The organism is Bacillus sp. SDLI1 (assembly GCF_001553895.1).
Classification (GTDB): Bacteria; Bacillota; Bacilli; order Bacillales; family Bacillaceae; genus Bacillus; species Bacillus siamensis.
In genome coordinates, this window is sequence record NZ_CP013950.1 from 2,709,860 (window position 1) to 2,728,480 (window position 18,621).

Genomic DNA, 18,621 nt, shown 5'->3' on the forward strand with positions numbered 1-18,621 from the left:
CCCCGCCGTGACATCTTACTCGTTTAAATCCTTTTTTAATTTCGTTTTCACTTCTTGAAGGTTCTCCTCATTCAGTTTGAAATAATAAATATTTTTGCCGTATTGAGGAGTGTAAATATAGCTGTCAGAACCTGTCAGCTGTAAAGAGTTCACTGATTTCAGCGATGTGATAAACGGGAACAGGCCGATGGCGTCATTCAGAGATAAGTTCATTTTTAAGTTTTTCCCTAAGCTGTCGACGATATCGTCATAAGAAGGGATCGAGCTTAACGATTTAGACTTTTTAATAATGGCGCTCAGCACTTCCATCTGTCTTTGTCCGCGCATCAGATCGGTGTCCGCTTTACGTGTTCTTACATAAGCCAGTGCCTGCTCACCGTCAAGCGTCTGGACGCCCGGCTTCAGCACGACTTTTCCTTTTGTATCGACTTTAATACGATCGGCAATTTTCTGGCTTTTTACATTTACCGTCACGCCGTTCAATTCATTGACGACATCGCGGAACGCGTCGAAGTTGCTCTCAACCACATAATCTACCGGAATATCAAACATGTTTTCTACTGTTTTATAAGTTAAATTATAACCGCCGTAAGCATGTGCGTGCGCGAATTTGTCATAGCCGTGTCCCGGGATGTTGACATAGGAATCCCGCGGAATGCTGAGCATCGTCGCTGTTTTCTTTTTCCGGTTGAAGGTGACGAGCACGTTGGCGTCACTTCTTGCGTCATCCACTGATTCGCCCTTATTGTCACGGGCGTCAATTCCTAAAAGCAATACGGTGAAAGAATCCTTCTTCGGATCAAATTCTTTAATCCGTTTCACGGACTGGTCGCCGCGGTCAAGACTGACGTGCGCTTCCTTGGTCGCATTGTTCAGTTTCACAAATGCGTAGGCGCCTACGGAACCGGCGATCACCAATAAGAAAGCGGCAAAAACCAGTACGAATTTCACCCATTTTCTGAGGCGTTTTTTCTTTTTTCTGCGTTGAGATCGTTCTTCCATATCATTACCTCTCGTTTCTATTCTTTGTGAAGCGTACCATAATTGTTGGCTTGGAGCAAATCTGTAAATGAGAAAATTCCAAATCTTTCTCTCTATTTCGACAACATCTACTGTTATTTTTACATCAGGTTCACATTATATTGGACGGCAGGAACCGGAAAATGTTTCGTCGGGTTGTAAAAAATAATCAGTAAAATAATGGATGTTAACCGTACGGAAGGTTTGAAACGATCGGAATCAGGCAAAAGAAGCAGTAGAACAACTCCGCGCGGATAAAGCGTTGGATGAAAGGGAGTCTATATCACATGAAAAGCATACACTCGAATAAATGGCTCTATTTTTTCGGCGCTCTCGGCGGCGCTTTATACGGATATGATACCGGAGTCATTTCCGGGGCTATTTTATTTATGAAAAAAGAGCTGGGGCTGAACGCCTTTACGGAAGGCCTCGTCGTCAGTTCGTTATTGGCGGGGGCGATTCTCGGTTCGGGATTCGCCGGCAAGCTGACCGACCGGTTCGGCAGGCGGAAAGCCATCATGGGAGCGGCGCTGCTGTTTTGTATTGGCGGGCTAGGGGTCGCTTTTGCCCCGAATACACAGGTGATGGTTCTATTCCGGATCATTCTCGGACTGGCTGTCGGAACATCTACAACGATCGTTCCGCTCTATTTATCGGAGCTGGCTCCGAAGCATAAACGGGGGGCGCTTTCATCACTGAACCAGCTGATGATTTCGGTCGGAATCCTCGTTTCGTATATCGTGAATTATATATTTGCCGATGCAGGCGCGTGGCGCTGGATGCTTGGTCTTGCGGTCGTGCCGTCAGTCATTCTGCTGATCGGAATATTATTCATGCCGGAAAGCCCGCGCTGGCTGTTTACAATCGGCAAAGAAGATAAAGCAAGAGAAATTCTTTCGTCATTGCGGGGAACGAAGAATATTGATGGCGAAATTGACCAGATGAAAGAAGCGGAAAAGGAAAATGAAGGCGGTTTGAAAGAATTGTTTGAGCCGTGGGTGAGGCCCGCGCTGATTGCCGGTCTCGGGCTAGCCTTTTTACAGCAATTCATCGGGACAAATACCATTATTTATTACGCCCCGAAAACATTTACCAGTGTCGGGTTCGGCAATTCCGCGTCTATCCTGGGAACCGTCGGAATCGGCGCCGTCAATGTCATCATGACGCTTGCGGCTATCAAAGTCATTGATAAGATCGGTCGGAAGCCGCTGCTTTTGGCCGGAAATGCGGGCATGGTCATCAGTCTGCTCGTATTGGCCGCGGTCAATCTCTTCTTTGAACATTCAGCAGCTGCATCATGGACGACGGTCATTTGTTTAGGCCTGTTTATCATCGTGTTTGCGATCAGCTGGGGGCCTGTCGTGTGGGTTATGCTGCCGGAATTATTCCCGCTGCATGTCCGCGGTATCGGCACGGGTGTCTCGACTTTGATGCTGCATGCCGGAACATTGCTTGTTTCATTAACCTATCCGATATTAATGGAGGCCGTCGGCATCAGCTATCTATTTATCATTTATGCCGCGATCGGGATAATGGCATTCCTGTTCGTTTGGTTTAAAGTGACCGAGACGAAAGGGAAAAGCCTTGAAGAAATCGAACAGGATTTGCGAAGCCGTAACGGAGACTCGGAATCAGAATCCAATCGGCAGACAGTTCATCCTTAATTCCAGTGTGAGAGGGGGCGGTTATACACCGGCCCCTTAAAACTGCGCCCCGCGCCCGGTCACATAAATGACAGGAATATGTCATACGTTAGTATAAAGTCACGATAAAGGCGGGGATGCCGGTGAAAACGAGCATTATTATCCTTACATATAATGAGCTGGAGCTGACCAAAAAATGTCTGGCCAGCATTGATCAATACACCGACAAAGAAGAGATAGAGCTGATCATCGTTGATAACGGTTCATCAGACGGAACGAGAGAGTACATATCAAATCTTCCTGACGTCAAAGTCATCCTAAATGAAAAAAATCTCGGATTCGCCAAGGGCTGCAACCAAGGAATCAAAGCGGCGGCGGGGGACAATCTGCTGTTTTTGAACAACGATACGATGGTCACGAAAAATTGGCTCAGCGCCATGCTGAGAGTGCTGTATCAATCTGAAAAAAACGGCATGGTCGGTCCCGTCAGCAACTATGTCAGCGGCGCGCAGATGATCCATGACGCGTATCAATCGCTTGATGAACTGGAGTCATTCGCGGAGGCCTATTGCGCCCGGGAAAAGCATAATACGAAGCGGGTGCTCCGCCTTGTCGGATTCTGCCTTCTGGTGAAAAAAAGCGTCATTGAAGACATCGGCCCGTTCGATGAACAATTCGGATACGGTTCTTTTGAAGATGATGACCTATGTCTGCGCGCCCTGCAAAAAGGCTACAGCCTGCACATCGCCCTCGATGCCTTTGTGCATCATCACGGGCACGCGACGTTTACGGCTAATCAGGATATCAATATCAATCAATTATATGTGGAGAACCGCCAGCGTTTTACGGAAAAATGGGGCACTGATTTTACGTACTTTACCCACCCGAGACCGGAAATTGCGGAGCTTGTTCCCCGGGAAGCGAAAAGGGTACTTGATGTCGGCTGCGGCGCGGGAGCTACGGGACTGGAACTTCAAAACAGACAGCCCTGTGAACTGTACGGAATAGAACTGCACCCGCTGGCGGCGCAAGCGGCAAAAGGACACTATAAAGCGGTTCTGCAGGAAGATGTCGAAGAAGTGAAGCTCCCGTATCCGGAAGGCTTTTTTGATTGCATCATTTTTGCAGACATCCTTGAGCACTTAAAAGACCCTTGGCGTGTCATTGAAACGTACTCAGCCTATTTGGCGCCTGCCGGATCAATCGTTTGCAGCATTCCGAATATTTCTCATGCCGAAGCGCTGTTTCCGCTTCTGCTCGGTGACTGGACATACAAGGACGCCGGCATTCTCGACCGCACCCACTTGCGGTTTTTTACGCCGCAGACGGTCCGCACGCTCTTTCCGGAAGAGACATTTGACGTGAAAAAGCAGTCCTATACGTATGTTCACGTTGATGAGCGGGTGCAGCTGTTTTTACAAGAAATCACACGAATGGCGCAGGCGATGCAATTTCCGGTAACACAGCTGCCCGAACAAAGCCGGATTTACCAAATCCTCCTGCGTGTCGAAAAAACACGCTGAAGGCTACCGACCCATCGTTCCGAAGTTGACAATCTGAATGGAAACATCATAGTCAAATGCCGCTTTGGAAAAGGTCTCATCCCAATGATTCTTCACTTTCTTCCAATAGTCGGGATATTGAATGCGGACTCTGTCAGAAAAGAATACAGGGTCCGTTTCATATTGATTCTGAAGCTTATCAATGACTTCTTTTATATCGCTTTTCAGTTTTTTTTCGAAAATCTTTTCGAGCCCGTTTAAATAATGCTGATTGAATGAATCCTCGCCGGCATATTGATCCTCCGACAAGATGCCTTTTGTTTTCACCGCTGCGTGAAATGACAGCTTCCCGTTTTTCAGCCGGGGGGTGATGGAGGATGTTGATTTTTTGATCTCGAAGGTAATCGGGTGCCCTCCTTTATCCATAGCGGGCAGCACGCCGCCCTGTATCGTTCCCGTCAGCCAATTCAGGCTCTGTACTTCGTATGATGACAGGAATCCCGCCAGTCTGTTTTGTTTTTTGTTTTTGATGATGGCCGCTCCGTCATACACCGTTTTTCCTTTTTGATTGCTGACGGCCTGCATGAGAAAGCTGAGTTTATTATGGCAGTAAATCGAAGCTCTCCCGATTCTGAGCGGTTTTAAAATTTTTCCGTTGTAGCCGCCGTTGTTTGTGAGGTCGATGAGCTTTTCCGCGGCCATGGGCTGCTGCTGATTCGGCGTCGGCTCCGTCAGAATGTCGGACGCTTTTCCTCTTGCCGCGAAAAGATAGCTGCTCCGCCTTAATTCATCATCACGGATAAAATGATTCATCATCTGCAGGATATTTTGGTCGGCCAGCAATTTGTCGCTGAATATCAGCACTTTTAAATGATCGCTGTAAACGGGCGGATCTTTTAAGGAGACTTCACTGACGGCTTCAAGAATGGTATCCCCCCGCGTCGTCACATTGACAAACACGGGCCGGCCGGAAGCCTGGCTGTTTTCACTTTGGGGCAGCAGGTTTTGATAGGTAAGTTTATATCGGCGGTCACTCGTCTCGTCTATGGCCACTCCCCGGGCGAACGAGAGTTTTTCGACTTCCTTCGCGTCCCAGCATCCTGAAAGCATGATCAGTATGAAAAGCGCCGCCGCCCATTTTATGAAATGTGTCATGACGTCTGTTTCCTCCCCGCTATTTTCTTCATCCAGCTGACAAACCAAATGAGAAAAGGAATCATAATGACGGCAAAAAACGCATATCCGAGAATATTAGCGAATGCAAACACACTGTTGATATCATCGGGGTACATTGAAAGGCCGAATGTCACCGCCAATAATCCCCCCAGCAGCCAGCCATTGTTTTTATTTTTCAGCCTGAAAATGGTGTTGAATCCGAGATGCGCTCCTTTAAAAGAACCGAGCATACAGGTGAACTGCTGGCATGTCCACGTAATTAAAAGAAAGATATCAAACCTTTCGATGAAAATACCGCGGATTTCCAAAGCGTGAATCAGGGAAATTGTCGGATACGTCACCGTTTTGGCTTCAGCAACTGACATACAGCCGATCACGATAAGCAGCGTAAAGCTGTAAAATAAGCTCGCGCCTGCGATGCCGAAGACAGCCGCCTTTTTCGCCTGCTTCGGATTTTTCATAAACGGCACCAGAAAAAGAATCACTTCAAGCCCCGAAAAATACAGAAGGGTTCGCGGAAACAGCTCAAAAAAGCTTTTGTAGCCCCCATCAAAGACCGGGCGGACGAAATCCAGCTTAAACAGTCTCAGGCTGAATATGAGCAGTGTAAGCAGAATGACGATCGAAACCGGAAAGAGATAAGCATAGAGCTTTGAAATGGGATAGACCCCGCCGGTCACATGGTAAATGCCGACCGCCAGAAAAATGAATATGACGACACCCATCGGCGTATTTTTCAATAAAAAGTAATTGATGACTTCACCGAGAAACCGGGCTTGAAAACAGACGGTGACGACAAAATAACAGCTGATGAATAAATTCAGAAGAGAACCGATGGCGCGGCCCATGATGCTTTGATTCAGCTCATAGATGGTTTCCCCGCTGTTCTTCTGCAAAAACGGCATAAAGAGCAGGACGATGCCGATAAACACGACACTCTGCAACAGAATAATGATCCATCCGCTCGGACTGTCCGCTGTTGCGGCGGAGCGCGGCAATGTTAACACGCCCGCTCCGATCATTGTTCCGCTTACCATGAGAAGGGTCTGCATAAAAGACAGCTTGTCTTCCGGTTTTATCATGGGGATCACCTTTGTCTGTTTTTATCTTTTGTCTCTTTTCGGGTCGGCCGTTTTTTCAAAAGCGGTGTCGGCAGCCTGACAATCGTATCCTTTAAGTCCTGGCCCGGCTGCGCCATGATCGGAATAATATAATCCTGGCCGAAGCTTTTCAGGCGCATCAGATGGCCGACGACGAGCAGATAACACATGATCAGTCCGTATAAACCTAAAATCGCCGATAAAATCATCGAAAAAATGCGGATGAGCCTCAGCGGGAAATTGAACACATAGGAGGGCGCCGTAAAAGAGGCCAATGCCGTAACGGATACGACAATCACCATCATTGCGCTGACGATATTCGCCTGTACGGCGGCCTGGCCGATCACCACTCCCCCGATCAGGCCGATCGTCTGGCCGATCGGCTTCGGCAGTCTGAGCCCGGCTTCTCTGATCATTTCAATCGTAAAAATCATAATAAATGCTTCAACAAAAGGGGGAAACGGAACATTCAATCTGCTCCCGGCAATCGTCACCGCCATTCTCGTCGGCAAAAGCCCGGTATGAAACGTAACGAGCGCGATGTAAAGGCCGGGTAAATAAATCGTGATTAAAATGCACGAATACCGAAGCAGCCTGAGAAAGGTAACCGGAACCCACCGCTGATTATAATCGTCAGGGGAGTGGATAAATTCATCAATGGTAGCCGGCATCAAAAGGGTAAATGGCGTTCCGTCTACAAGAACGGAGACCCTTCCCTCCAAAAGAGCGCCCATAACCCGGTCAGGCCGTTCGGTCGTCAAAATGGTCGGGAAAATGGAATACGTGTTATCTTCAATGAGCTGTTCGACCGATCCTGATTCCGGAATATCATCAATGGTGATGGACTCCAGTCTTTTCATCACTTCTTTTACGACATCATCAGGCGCGATATCCCGAATGTAGGCAACGGCGATCCGTTTTTTTGTCCGTTCGCCGAGTGTCAGTTCCTTGATCTGGAGGTTGGGGTCACCGGACTGCTCACGCAAAAGCGCCGTGTTTGTCCGAAGCTTTTCGACAAAGCCTATCCTCGGTCCACGTTCCAGCACTTCTGATGCCGGTTCTTCGACATCCCGCATTTTAAATGTTTCCGTATCAAAGGAAAGGGCCTCCTTCCATCCCTCCGCCAGCAAAACCGATTTGCCGGAAAGAATGTCTGCCTCAACATCCTTAAGTGAAGAAAGCCGGGTGTGGTGATATCCGAAAGAAATGGATGCCGGCGGTGTTTCAGCCGGTTCCTCTTGATGCCGGGCGGCCGCCTGCACGGGCGAAATAATATATTCGGCAAGCAATTGATTTTCAGTCAGTCCGTCTATATACACTAGACAGGCGTCACATTTGCCGTTTCCGTACGTAAATGAATAAAACATCATGTCATCGCTTTGGCCGAACCGTTTTTTCAGCGCTTGAAGGTTTTGTCCGAGTTCAGCATTTATCGTCACAATGTTTCCCCCCTTTCATCAGTTATTTTAATTTGCGACAAACAAGGGATTTTATTCTGGAATAGGAAATGACTGAGCATTCCGCCCCATCCGAATGGTATAATGAGCAGGTCAGCCATTTATACATATTGTTTTTAACTGCGGCTCCCTCCGTGTTTTAAAATAGGTACAGGGGGAATGGGATATGAGCCGCTTTTTAATGGGAGGGGAACGAACATGACGCAAGAGCCGATTTTTTTACAGCCTGTATGTAAAGAAAAAATATGGGGCGGCACGTTATTACGCGAACGATTCGGATACAGTATACCTTCAGAAACAACCGGTGAATGCTGGGCGATATCAGCCCACCCGCATGGGATGAGCACGGTCAAAAGCGGTCCGTATCAAGGGAAAACCCTGATCGAACTGTGGAATCAGCATAGAGAATTATTCGGCGGAACGGAAGGGGACCGCTTTCCGCTGCTGACGAAAATACTGGACGTCAAACATCACCTGTCCGTCAAAGTCCACCCTGACGATTATGATGCCGAGGAGCATGGACTGGGCGAAACGGGGAAGTCTGAGTGCTGGTATATTATCGATTGTAAAGAAAATGCGGAGATTATATACGGTCATACGGCCCGTTCGAAAGCAGAGCTTGTCACCATGATTAACAGCGGTGATTGGGAAGGCCTGCTGCGCCGCGTGAAGATCAAACCCGGCGATTTTTATTATGTGCCGAGCGGAACCATCCATGCCATTTGCGCCGGGGCGCTCGTGCTGGAAATACAGCAGAATTCAGATGCCGCCTACCGGATATATGATTACGGGCGCACAGATCAAAACGGCGAGGCGCGTGAGCTGCATATCCGCGATGCCGTCAACGCCGCCACTGTTCCTCATGTGGACGGATTTTTAGATGAATCAACTGAAACGAGAAAAGGAATCACTATCAAAACCTTTGTGCAGGGAGAATATTTTTCTGTTTACAAATGGGATATCAGCGGGACGGCGGAAATGACCCAGGACGCTCCGTTTATGCTGTGCAGCGTCATAGAAGGAAGCGGCTCCATCACTTGTGAAGGCAAGACCGCAACACTTGAAAAAGGCGCGCATTTCATATTGCCGGATCAGATGCCTGACTTTACGATAACCGGAGAATGCACAATCATCGTTTCTCATATATAAATCACCGAAACTTAATCCCAGCGATGGGATTAAGTTTTTTTATTTGGATAATTGGATGATTTCTCTCTGTAAAAATGAAGAAAGCCGGCCGATAAATAAACTAGTTTGATAGAAACCAATTGAATCAGAAAGAGGAGAAGGAATGAAAAAGAGATTCGTTGCACCTATGTTATTGTCCGCCGTTTTCCTTGTCTTTAGCACCGTTACACAGCACGCCCAGGCTGCATACAGCGACTATTCCGTTTATGAGCTGGAAACGAAGCAGCAATTCGCTTCTGAGAATGAGGCGCTTCAAGCGGCAGCGAAATTGAAAAAGGATACGGGGTGGCAGGCTGACGCAAAGAAAGCCGGTAATGCGCCGCTTGCTTATCAAATCTCCGTTTCAGGCTTACACGATGAAACGGACGCGAAAGCCGTGCTGAAAGATTTTACGAAGCAGACGGGTGTGGCCGGCACTTACAGCGCAAGCGGAAGCAAACAGCCGTACGTGACCGTCACATCAGGAGCTCTATCAGACGGGCAGCAGACGAAAAACCTTCTTGCCAAATTGACGAAAGAAACGGGTGTGACCGGCGCCGTCAAGGAGTCGGGAACGAAGCAGCCGTACATGCAGGTCGTGACTTCTGAGATCGCAGCCGAAGCAGACGCGAAAACGCTCACTCAAGATTTGACGAAGCAGACGGGCGTGAAGGCATCATACCGCCCGATCAAGCGGGAAACAGCCCAGTTTCAGATCCAATCAGGAACAATTACCGGCGATCAAAAAGCTGCTCAAATCCAAACTGATTTTCAAAAGGAAACAGGATTACAATCGTCGCTGAAGGTGATAACAAAAGGAAGCCCGAATATCACCGTGACAGCTTCCGGCATTCCGGATGCAAATAAAGCGGCAGGCTTAGCGAAACAGCTGCAGCAGAAAACGGGCATCAAAGGGAATGTTCAAACGTATGCCCAAAGCAAAACAGCTGCCGTGTACAACGTGCGGTCAGGATATTTTAACGGAGTAAGCGCCGTGCAAAATGCCGTCAGCCAAATCAAGAAGAATACAGGCGTCAGCAGCAGCTATCAAAAAGCCGGCACGAAAAATAATTATACGGTCGCGATGAGCGGACTGACGGCTCAGCAGCTGCAAAGCGTTCAATCCTTCTTTAAAAAGAAAAAATGGCATTGCGACACAACGCCTGTCAAAAAGACAGCGTCAGCGTCCGTTTACCGGATTACAGCAGGACAGCTTACCGCCGCACAGGCAGATCAAGCGGAGGCGTTTTTCCGCCAGCAGCATGTAAAGACGGCAAGAACCGCGGCAGGAAAAACAGCAGAAAACCAATATCAGCTGCTTTCTCAGCAGACGGCAGACCAATCGAAGATTCAAAAAGGATTGAATCTTCTGGCCGGATATAAATTGAGTGCCGTTTCCAAAACAGCAGCCAAGCAAACGGGAACAACATACCAAGTCGCAACTGAATCACTGCTTGATACGGCAAAGATCAATCGAACGCTGGATTTCTTCAAAGGGAGAAAAGTATCCGCTTCTTCACAGAAAACAGGTGAAACAGCGTATACACAATTCAGGATTGAAACGGCCCCGCTGCTTAAGAAGGAAGACATTGACCGCGTGACTGCCTTTTTCAAACAAAACAAAGCGGCCGGCACTGTAAAGGAGACGGGGAAAACCGCCTATTCACAGTACGTCATCAAAACCGAAAAGTTCACCGGTAAAACCGTTTTAAATAAAAGCATGAGCTATTTCAGCGCCAAACAATTGCAGGCCGGCTATACGAGTGAAAGCCATCCGGTTTATGAGCTCCATCTCCGCGATCAATTCACGGGCGCGCAGTCTGCGGACGCCGCCTCTCAAAAGCTGAAAAAGCTGTACGGATGGACGATGACTATTTTGAAAATAAAAAACGGACCGCAAATTATGAATACCAATTACAACATGTCGCTTGCAGATATGGTCAAAAAACAAATGACAGTCAGCCCGCAGACTGATGCCTCGGCTTACGCGTCGCTTACTTACATCAATACGGCTTCCGGGACGGTCACAGCCGACGTCCTGAACGTCCGCTCAACTCCGGAAGTCAGCTCAGGCAATATTATCGGGCAATTGAAAAAAGGCGATAAAGTCAGCATCACCGGCCAGACAAACGGCTGGGCCAAACTCAGCATGGGCTGGAGAAACGCCAGCAGTGATGAAGTCGAGCAATACGTCAATCCCGATCACTTCGCACAAGACAGCAAGTATTATTTTCAATTTCTGAAGCTCTCTCAGACAGCGGGATTGAACGCATCTGAATTGAATCAAAAAGTGCTGGTCAATAAAGGAATTCTGACAGGCAAAGGCCAGGCCTTTATTACAGCCGCCGGAAAATACAGCATCAATGAAGTGTATTTGATTTCGCATGCTTTGCTTGAAACGGGCAATGGCACGTCAGAGCTTGCAAACGGCATTACGTATAATGGAAAAAAGGTTTATAACATGTACGGCATCGGGGCTTATGACAGCAACCCGAATTATTACGGCGCACAATACGCATATAATCAAGGCTGGTTTACTCCGGAAGCCGCGATTATCGGCGGAGCCCAATTTATCGGTGCGTCATATATTCACAACTCCGCATACGAGCAGGATACCCTGTATAAAATGAGATGGTCTCCAGCCGCGTCCCATCAGTATGCCACAGACATCGGCTGGGCGTATAAGCAGGTAAACCGCATGTACAGCTTATACTCACTGCTGGACAACTACACGCTTTACTATGATGTTCCTGTGTATATGAAAGTATAAAAAAAGGCTGAAGCTGTTGCTTCAGCCTTTCTTCATGCAAAAAAACACCCGCCTCGGATTCAGGCAGGTGCTTCAGCGCAATTTTTCATTTTTGTTTCCGCAAATTTCAATAACGCTTCACTCGAATTCCCATTTGAATACATATTCCATTTGTCCGAGAACCGCTTCATTTCTTCTGCATGAAATGGCTTTTTCGTCATTTCCTCGAGAAGGGCTTTGCTGTCATGACAAGCTCTTCCGGGGATGACCGAAACATAATTGTCGATCAAACCGCGTTTTTGATCGTATTCCTCCAGATCATAGGTGAAAAAGAAAATCGGTTTATTTAAGAGCGCGAATTCAAAGGGCACGGAAGAGTAGTCCGTAATTAAAATATCAGCCGCTTTTAAGAGATCATGAAGACGCATGTCAGATACGTTCTTGATCGATTCACTTTCAAACGAAGCTGAAATATGATGCAAAACGGCAGGATGAAGCTTTACAAGCAGCAGATACTCTCCGTTTAATTCGTTTGTGAGCTGCTCTTCGGTGAATGGGAGCCGAAAGGATTGCATATCATAATCCCTGAATGTCGGTGCGTACAGAATGATTTTTTTCGGCCATTTGCGCTCCGGTTCCGGCTTGTTTTCTTCATAATAGACGTCAGTCAGGGGAACTCCCGTTTTTAACAGCTGGGCATCCCGTATACCGAACGACTTTTTAAAAACGTCAGCCATCTCATCTGAACCGACGGTGACAAAATCAAACGAACGGTACACTTTTTTAAAGCGGCTGATATCTGATGCCGGCCGGCTTTGGTTCGTCACGTCCTCAAGGCCGAACTTTTTCAAAGAGCCGTTCGCATGCCATACTTGAATGCATGTCGTTTGCGGCCGGCGGTTTAAGACGCTTGTCAGGAGAAAATAGTTATCCGTTATGACCACTTTGCTCTTAAAAAGGATGAAAACGGCCTTCACAAGATGCAGCGGGTTTTTTTCGTTCAGATAAAAAGAGCCGAGACCTTCCAGCTCCTTTTTCAGACTGACGGCATGTCTCGTATACAGAACCGTCACTTCATAAGAAAGCGATTCAGCGTGCGCCTTGTAAGAACGGATGAGAGCCTGCGCATTTTCTTCAAAAGATACCAGCAGGGCCAGGTGATTCTTTGGCTTTACAGGCTTGAACAAAACGCCGAGAACCGACAGATATATAGAATAGAAAGCGGCGAATAAAGATCGCAAGTTCATAGATTACCAATCTCTTTTGCTGTTTTATTTGTTTAAAGCTGTTTCGTTTGATCTTCAGCCTGCTTGGAGTACAGGCTCTTATTTGATTTATTGTTTCTCAAAACGGTAAAAGCATACTTCGGAATGTTCAGCATCCTTTTCCATCTCCACGGATTCGTCACCAGTCTGTACAGCCATTCCAGATTTGTTTTGATCATCCATTCAGGGGCGCGTTTTACCGTTCCGCTGAACACATCAAAGCTTCCGCCCAAACCGATTGAAACAGCCTGAGGGAAAAGATGTTTGTATTCATAAATAAATTGCTCCTGATGCGGATATCCTAAGGCGACAAACACGAGATCGGGTTTCGCCCGGGAAATCTGTTTAGCGACGAAGCGTTTATCGGCTTCATAGCCGTTGCTGGCTCCGACAACCTCGATATTCGGATACTCTTTGCCGATCCGGTTCAAAACGGCGTCAAGCACGTCTTGCTTAGCTCCGTATAAAAATATTTTTTTAGACTGCCGGTTTGCGAGACCGAGCAGCGACAGAAACACATCGAATCCCGCAATTCTTGATTTCAGCGGGTGCTGCGTCAAACGTGACATTAACACGACGCCGATACCATCCGGCAGGACGAAATCCGCGGAAGAAATGACTTGATGATAACCTTTGTCTTTCGCCGCAGCGTATCCGATCTCTGGATTGACCGTCGCAATGACGGCTCCTTGCTTTTGTGCGATGTAATAAGTGTCTAAATATGAAATAAACTCCTGTAAATTTCCATTAACATAAGAAAGGTTGTGCACCATTTCAGTCTGCATCTGCCGTCCTCCTTTTTGTACGGGATTTTCTTTCACTTTTTCGTGACTTAAGCTAAGCTTTATTTTAACATAATACCTTCAGATAAACTTAACAATAGTTTTACAAAAATATAAATAAGATAACAATTTCTTTAATCATACGCGCAAAAACCCTGCTAAACTCCTATCGCAATAACATTTGTTAATAAGTGGAATTTAACTTCGTTTTACATTAGCTTAACCTTTTCAGGGCTATGTGATATAATGAGGTTCCATGAGAACGCAATTGGCACTTTAGTGATTAAGGATACAGCTGCACAGCATTTCAGGGCAGTTGCTTGTTATACGTATGATGATAGAAAGGAGCTTTTGTTTCATGAAGAAGGTCATTACTTACGGAACGTTTGATTTACTGCATTGGGGTCATATTAAACTGCTCGAGCGCGCGAAGCAGCTTGGAGATTATCTTGTCGTTGCCATCTCAACAGACGAGTTCAACCTTCAAAAACAAAAAAAGGCCTACCACAGCTATGAACACAGAAAGTTAATTCTTGAAACAATCCGTTATGTCGACGAAGTTATTCCGGAAAACAGCTGGGATCAAAAAGTCCGGGACGTAGCGGAGCACAACATCGACGTGTTCGTAATGGGAGACGATTGGGAAGGCAAGTTCGACTTCCTTAAAGATCAATGCGAAGTCATCTATCTCCCTAGAACCGAAGGCATTTCCACTACTCAGATTAAAAAAGAAATTGCCGGGGTGTAATTGAAACATTCGGATATGCAGATGATAAAGAAGTACTCCCTCCGGATAGGGAGTACTTCTTGTAATATAAGGTTATTTTCGCTATATTTGTTATGCGCTTTTTTAAAAAAGCTAGACAATAAGAGGAGAATTTAAAATGAATCTTAGTAACTTTTTTAAATTGAATAAAAAAGAGTCCAAGCCGTCCATAGAAGAACGTGAATATACCATTTTAAACAAAGAAGCATTGGCGGATGAAAAGAAGGTAGCGGTAGTTGTTCCTGTTTATAATGCAGAAGAATATGTACGGAAAACAGTTGATTCAGTAATCCTTCAAAATATCGGCTTTCAGCATATTTCTTTAATTCTGGTCGATGATTGTTCAACTGATGATTCCAGAAACATTCTGACTGAATACGCCGAGCTGTATGAAAATATTACGGTCGTATTTTTGAAAGACAATACGGGAACTCCCGCTTATCCTAGAAACTTGGGAATTGAGCTTGCAAATGCAAAGTACATTACCTTTTTAGATGCGGATGATTGGTTTGCGCCGAACGGCGTTAAAATTTTATTCGACATGCTTGAAAGAGATCATGTGAATTATGCGGTCGGAAAAACGATCGAAATGCAGGTGAACGGGCAAAAAACAATCGGGAAACATGAGTCCTCACTGAACAGAGCGAAAGTATCGCCTTTTTCAATCCGGCATATTTTCTATCATCTCGGCCCGCGGGCAAGAATGATGAGCTTACAATTTCTAAAAGATAATGATATCAGATATCCGGAAATGAAATTTGCTGAAGATAAGCAATTTTTTATGGATGTTCTTTTGTCGTGCGGAGATATTTCAACGTCAACAGAACCGGTTTATTATTTGAACAGAATGGACAATAATGAGTCGCTGACAAAAAAGACGAATATTATGGAAAAAACCGATACGAACATAGCCGTAATGAAGTATATTCTGAACAAAAAATTAGATACTGAGAAAGAAAAGATGGCGATGAACCGTCTGATTGAATTCGATTCCATTACGCGGCTTTTCGATCGGATGCACTTCCTGAAAAGCGAAAATAAAGAAGCTTACTACAATAAATTCAATGAAATTCTGAATGTATTAAAGAAGACGAAGTACGATATTTCCGAGACGTTTTTTCATCCGATCCATAAAACAGCCTACCGCCTGCTGATTCAAAAACGGTATGATGAAGTCGAAAAGCTGTTCCGATGGTCTAAAAAAGAGCCCAATAAAAACATCGTGACCCGGGACGGACTGGCTTATTTAGAAAGCCCGCTGACGGATGAAGAAAATAAACTGGTCGAACTGCGCATGCACGGGGAAACGGAAAGCGCGGTGTTCGCCGATGATAAATTCACCATTACGTTCCGCTTGTTCGGACAGGACAGAAATAATGCCCAATATATTCAGTTTCAGCACAGAGAAAAAATGAAAGAATACCACCAGTTTCCGGTACAGTCACTGGGAGACGGGCGGTACGTCCTTGAACTCCCGTTACGTGACATTGAAAAAGTCGGACTTGGCGGTTATATTATGTATGTCATTTATAACGATTATGAACGGGTCATGTTAAACAGAGAAGACGATGAAAAGGTAACTGCAGAAGCGAACGGACTGCACTATCAATTCTACCGGACAGTGAAGGAGAACCTATCGCTGAAAGTATCAAAATGATGATTGTGATTGGATATGTTTAATTGAAACAGAGGAGTAGACTTATTTTATGGGTATAGAAAATCCTGTCAGATACAAGTTAAAACATCTTAATATAAAGGAAGATACATTCAGTATTACGATATCCTGTGAAAATGCCGCTTTAGAGGAAGAGCCTTCTCTTCAGATTATAAATCGTAAGACAAAAGCGGAACTTTCCGTCCCTCTGAAAAGGTTGCCCGGAGAAGGCGGGGAGTACCATGCTGTTATGGGCACGGAGCTGCTTTCTGAACATACGGACGGCAAAGGATGTCTTGATTTCTATGTCTCCTTTATCAATGATGACAGTGATATCAATAAAAAACGGTTAAAATCCAGCCTTGAACCTATTGAACTGTCTTCTTATAAAGATGAGGCTCATCATATGTTCTTTTTCCCTTACACGACCAAGAAAGGGAATTTCTCCTTAAAGCTGCTGCAGAGAAAGTTCGTCACGCGAATTGATGAAATGGAGCTTGAATCTGACGGCAGCTTACATCTGAAAGGTTTTGCATTCCGGCTGAATGCAGCAGAAACCTTAAAGATAAAAGAAAAAAACCTGATTCTGAAAATGAAAAAAGGTAAAGAAGAGGAGCCTCTCATTCTGAAGTATCCGCTTCATGACGTGCCGAGACACGACCTTGATGAATATGTTCAGGATACAACGGCACTTGACACGATAGGCTTTGATACAAAAATTGATTTGAATGCCATTTATAAAGAATTGAATCAGCAGCTTATCTTTCAATTCCATATTCAATTCATTTTTGAAGATGCCGGGACGGGTGAAGAGGTTATCACCAACAGCAAGCCGTTAAAGGCACTGAAATCTGAACAAGTAAACCCTAACCAATTCACGATTCTGAAAACGGAAAAAGGACCTGCCAGATTTCATGTTTTCACGAAAAAGAAAACAAAAAATCTCCATCTGAGAATGAATGATTACAGTTTCAGCACCCGCGTCGAGTATTTTGTAAAAGGAAAGCTGAAACGGGGCGCATCCTTTATACGCAAAAGAAAGAATAAGCTGAAAAAGTTTATTGAGAAAAGAATACAAAACACTTATAAAGCAGGATTCAGGCTTGCAGGGAAAATGCCCGTCAAACAGAAATTTGTCATGTTTGAAAGCTTTGCCGGAAAACAGTACAGCTGCAATCCGCGGGCAATTTACGAATACATGAGCAAAGAAATGCCTGAATACCGTCTGTGCTGGAGTGTAAATCCCGCTTATACACAGACATTTAAAGATAAAGGAATTCCTTATATCGAACGTTTTACGTTTAAATGGCTGTTTGCCATGGCAAGAGCCGAGTACTGGATTGTCAACAGCCGTATGCCGCTGTGGATCCCGAAACCCGAGCATACGACATATGTCCAGACATGGCATGGAACGCCTTTAAAGCGTCTTGCCGTTGATATGGATGAAGTGCATATGCCGGGAACAAACACTGAAAAATATAAGCGCAATTTTACGACAGAGGCTTCAAAATGGGATTATCTGATTTCACCGAACGCATATTCAACAGAAATTTTCGCTCGGGCGTTTCAGTTTAATAAAACCATGATTGAATCTGGATATCCGCGGAATGACTTCCTTCAGACGGATAACAGTCCTTCTGTCATCAAAGCGCTGAAAGAAAAAATGAACCTTCCGCAAGATAAAAAAGTGATCATCTACGCACCGACATGGCGGGATGACCAATTTTATAAGAAGGGAAAATACAAGTTTGACCTTGATTTAGACCTTCACCAATTGAGAGAAGCGATCGGCGACCGTTACGTCATTATTTTACGGATGCATTATCTGGTTGCGGAAAACTTTGATCTCGGACCGTATGAAGGATTTGCGTATGATTTCTCCAGCTACGAAGATATCCGTGAGCTGTATATGGTCTCTGATTTACTCATAACGGACTATTCATCTGTCTTTTTTGACTATGCAAATCTGAAAAGACCGATGCTGTTTTATGTGCCTGATATCGAAACGTATCGGGATAAACTCAGAGGGTTTTACTTTGACTTTGAAAAAGAAGCGCCCGGCCCGCTGGTCAAAGAAACGGGTGACGTTATCAAGTGGGTGAATGAAACGGAATCAGACAATTATAAGCTTCCGGATTCGTTCGGGCCTTTTTATGAGAAGTTCTGTTATTTAGAGACCGGGGAATCGTCTGAAAAAGCCGTAAAAGTGATTTTCGGGGACAAGTAAATAAGTGCAAAAAAGCATAATTTAACCACGTTAATTATGCTTTTTTGCTTAAAAGACGGCATGTTGAGCTCACCGGACGCAGGCTTGTTATGAAGTGAAAAATACATCGTAAT

At 45.5% G+C, this 18,621-nt stretch carries 13 protein-coding genes; 7 read left to right on the plus strand and 6 right to left on the minus strand.

From position 1 onward, the window contains the following. Window positions 1-15 precede the first annotated feature (15 nt). Entirely contained in the window at window positions 16-1,002 is a 987-nt protein-coding gene (locus AUL54_RS13100) for an LCP family protein (RefSeq protein WP_060964117.1), read from the minus strand. Between the two features lie 305 nt (window positions 1,003-1,307). On the opposite strand from AUL54_RS13100, the gene AUL54_RS13105 reads away from it, so the two are divergent. Beyond that, window positions 1,308-2,684, plus strand: coding sequence for a sugar porter family MFS transporter (locus tag AUL54_RS13105; protein WP_060964118.1), 1,377 nt, complete (start codon window positions 1,308-1,310; stop codon window positions 2,682-2,684). A gap of 116 nt (window positions 2,685-2,800) precedes the next feature. Beyond that, the gene (locus AUL54_RS13110) at window positions 2,801-4,186 is read left to right on the plus strand and encodes a glycosyltransferase (protein WP_060964119.1); all 1,386 of its coding nucleotides are present in this window, start codon (window positions 2,801-2,803) and stop codon (window positions 4,184-4,186) included. 3 nt (window positions 4,187-4,189) lie between these two features. Here the strand turns inward: AUL54_RS13110 and AUL54_RS13115 are convergent, their stop codons facing one another. The 3 genes from AUL54_RS13115 to AUL54_RS13125 are packed head-to-tail and all read right to left on the minus strand — an operon-like array spanning window position 4,190 to window position 7,880. Then, window positions 4,190-5,320, minus strand: a complete 1,131-nt coding sequence (locus AUL54_RS13115; protein WP_060964120.1) for a Ger(x)C family spore germination protein — start codon at window positions 5,318-5,320, stop codon at window positions 4,190-4,192. Further along, window positions 5,317-6,423 carry a GerAB/ArcD/ProY family transporter gene (locus tag AUL54_RS13120; protein WP_060964121.1) on the minus strand — a complete coding sequence of 369 codons (1,107 nt, stop codon included), beginning with the start codon at window positions 6,421-6,423 and terminating at the stop codon, window positions 5,317-5,319. The genes AUL54_RS13115 and AUL54_RS13120 overlap by 4 nt, the downstream gene beginning before the upstream one ends. A gap of 5 nt (window positions 6,424-6,428) precedes the next feature. Further along, complete coding sequence (locus AUL54_RS13125; protein ID WP_060964122.1) at window positions 6,429-7,880, minus strand: spore germination protein GerBA; 1,452 nt, start codon at window positions 7,878-7,880, stop codon at window positions 6,429-6,431. 216 nt (window positions 7,881-8,096) lie between these two features. Here AUL54_RS13125 and manA point away from each other — a divergent pair, with 216 nt between their 5' ends. Together manA and AUL54_RS13135 are read left to right on the plus strand one after the other, a co-directional pair. Next, window positions 8,097-9,047 carry a mannose-6-phosphate isomerase, class I gene (gene manA / locus AUL54_RS13130; protein ID WP_060964123.1) on the plus strand — a complete coding sequence of 317 codons (951 nt, stop codon included), beginning with the start codon at window positions 8,097-8,099 and terminating at the stop codon, window positions 9,045-9,047. Window positions 9,048-9,189: 142 nt separating this feature from the next. After that, the gene (locus AUL54_RS13135; RefSeq protein WP_060964124.1) at window positions 9,190-11,835 is read left to right on the plus strand and encodes an N-acetylglucosaminidase; all 2,646 of its coding nucleotides are present in this window, start codon (window positions 9,190-9,192) and stop codon (window positions 11,833-11,835) included. Window positions 11,836-11,894: 59 nt separating this feature from the next. Here AUL54_RS13135 and AUL54_RS13140 read toward each other — a convergent pair whose 3' ends face one another. Further along, entirely contained in the window at window positions 11,895-13,061 is a 1,167-nt protein-coding gene (locus AUL54_RS13140; protein ID WP_060964125.1) for a CDP-glycerol glycerophosphotransferase family protein, read from the minus strand. A gap of 32 nt (window positions 13,062-13,093) precedes the next feature. After that, window positions 13,094-13,864, minus strand: coding sequence for a WecB/TagA/CpsF family glycosyltransferase (locus AUL54_RS13145; protein ID WP_060964126.1), 771 nt, complete (start codon window positions 13,862-13,864; stop codon window positions 13,094-13,096). 355 nt (window positions 13,865-14,219) lie between these two features. On the opposite strand from AUL54_RS13145, the gene tagD reads away from it, so the two are divergent. The 3 genes from tagD (at window position 14,220) to AUL54_RS13160 (ending at window position 18,508) form a co-directional block, all read left to right on the plus strand. Next, window positions 14,220-14,609, plus strand: a complete 390-nt coding sequence (gene tagD, locus AUL54_RS13150; protein ID WP_016937747.1) for a glycerol-3-phosphate cytidylyltransferase — start codon at window positions 14,220-14,222, stop codon at window positions 14,607-14,609. A gap of 136 nt (window positions 14,610-14,745) precedes the next feature. Then, window positions 14,746-16,284, plus strand: a complete 1,539-nt coding sequence (locus AUL54_RS13155; RefSeq protein WP_060964127.1) for a glycosyltransferase family 2 protein — start codon at window positions 14,746-14,748, stop codon at window positions 16,282-16,284. 49 nt (window positions 16,285-16,333) lie between these two features. Then, window positions 16,334-18,508 carry a CDP-glycerol glycerophosphotransferase family protein gene (locus tag AUL54_RS13160; RefSeq protein ID WP_060964128.1) on the plus strand — a complete coding sequence of 725 codons (2,175 nt, stop codon included), beginning with the start codon at window positions 16,334-16,336 and terminating at the stop codon, window positions 18,506-18,508. Window positions 18,509-18,621 lie beyond the last annotated feature (113 nt).